The following is a 1,415-nucleotide window of genomic DNA, read 5'->3' as shown; positions in this document are numbered from 1 at the left end:
CTGAGAGGGCGGTTACAGACGTTTAGTTAGATCTATGCGTTGGGTCCGTTTGGAGATCGTTCTGCAGGTTCGCGATAGATTGTGATCGCTCGATGGCATGAAGATGAACAGCGGTCGTGTCCTACTCGTGGGCTTCGGCGTTGGGTCGGCATGAGCCAGCGCAAGCCGTACCCAAGCGATGTCAGCGATGAGCAGTGGGCGTTGATCGGCCCGTTCCTGGACGCCTGGCGAGCCAAGCGGGTCTCGGTCGCGGGCCGCCACGGCGAACAGGATCTCCGGGAGATCGTGAACGCGATCTTGTACCAGAACCGGACCGGCTGCCAGTGGGCGTACCTGCCGCACGACCTGCCACAGAAGCCGGTGACCTACTACTACTTCGCCGCGTGGCGCGACGACGGCACCGATGCCGCGATTCATGACCTGCTGCGCTGCCAGGCCCGGGAGAAGGCCGGCCGTCGCGAGGACCCGTCCGCAGTCGCGGTCGACACCCAGTCGATCAGGGCGGCGAACCACGTCCCTGCCGCCACGACCGGCAAAGACGCGGGTAAACGGGTACCGGGCAGGAAGCGAGGACTGGCCGTGGACGCGTTGGGGCTGATCATCGCGGTCGTGGTCACCGCGGCGTCGGTCACCGACAACGCGATCGGGATCAAACTGCTCGACAAGGTCGCCGAGCATGCCCCGACGGTGACCCATGCCTGGGTCGACTCGGGCTTCAAACAGGATTTCGCCGTGCATGGCGCGGTCCTGGACATCGACATCGAGGTCGTCAAGCGATCCGACACCCTGCCCGGGTTCGTGCCGGTCAAGAAGCGGTGGCTCGTCGAGCAGACGTTCGGCACGCTGATGCTGCACCGGCGTCTGGTCCGCGAGTACGAGATCCGGCCAGAGTCATCGGTCTCACGGACGTTGTGGGCGTCGATGGCAACCATGGTCCGCCGGTTGACCGACACCAGCACCCGGACCTGGCGACACCGGTAGGCCACGGTGCACCTCGACACGATCCTCGGCCTGATCACCGAACGCGAAACCGCCGCACGCCTGAACGCTGACCAGATCCGCGCCCAGATCACCACACTCACCAGCGAACTGACCCGCATCGACGCCGAATTGGCCGACATGGTGACCACACGCAACACGCTACGCATGCTGACCGCGACTGAGTTCACCGCCGACGACCCGACCGTGATCAGCTCTGCCTACCAGCAGATCCTCGCTGTCCTGGGAGCTTCCGGCGCCGCGATGCGCGCCAAGGACATCTGCCTTGCTCTCGACATCGAGCCGCTACCGAAACACGTCGAAGGCACCCGCGCCAAGCTGAAACGCATGGTCAGCCGCCATGTCCTCATCGAAAACGAGCCCGGCATGTTTGCTTTGGCCCCGAAAGGGACACAATCTCCGTAACCGCCCTCTGA

The 1,415-nt window shown here is 64.4% G+C and carries 2 protein-coding genes; both read left to right on the top strand.

Annotated elements, in window-relative coordinates; all coding sequences use genetic code 11:
- Nucleotides 1–150 precede the first annotated feature (150 nt).
- On the top strand, nt 151–981 hold the full coding sequence (locus V6U90_RS33400; RefSeq protein WP_334445171.1) for an IS5 family transposase: 831 nt from the start codon (nt 151–153) through the stop codon (nt 979–981).
- Between the two features lie 6 nt (nt 982–987).
- Nucleotides 988–1,404: a hypothetical protein gene (locus V6U90_RS33395; RefSeq protein ID WP_334445169.1), complete on the top strand. Its 417-nt coding sequence runs from the start codon at nt 988–990 to the stop codon at nt 1,402–1,404.
- Nucleotides 1,405–1,415 lie beyond the last annotated feature (11 nt).

Source organism: Micromonospora sp. CPCC 206060, assembly GCF_036906895.1.
GTDB lineage: Bacteria > Actinomycetota > Actinomycetes > Mycobacteriales > Micromonosporaceae > Micromonospora.
This window is presented reverse-complemented; position numbering and strand designations above follow the sequence as displayed.

Excerpts from the sequence above, each read along its gene's own strand:
- V6U90_RS33400 (WP_334445171.1), top strand. The coding sequence starts at position 151 with ATGAGCCAGCGCAAGCCGTACCCAAGCGATGTCAGCGATGAGCAGTGG.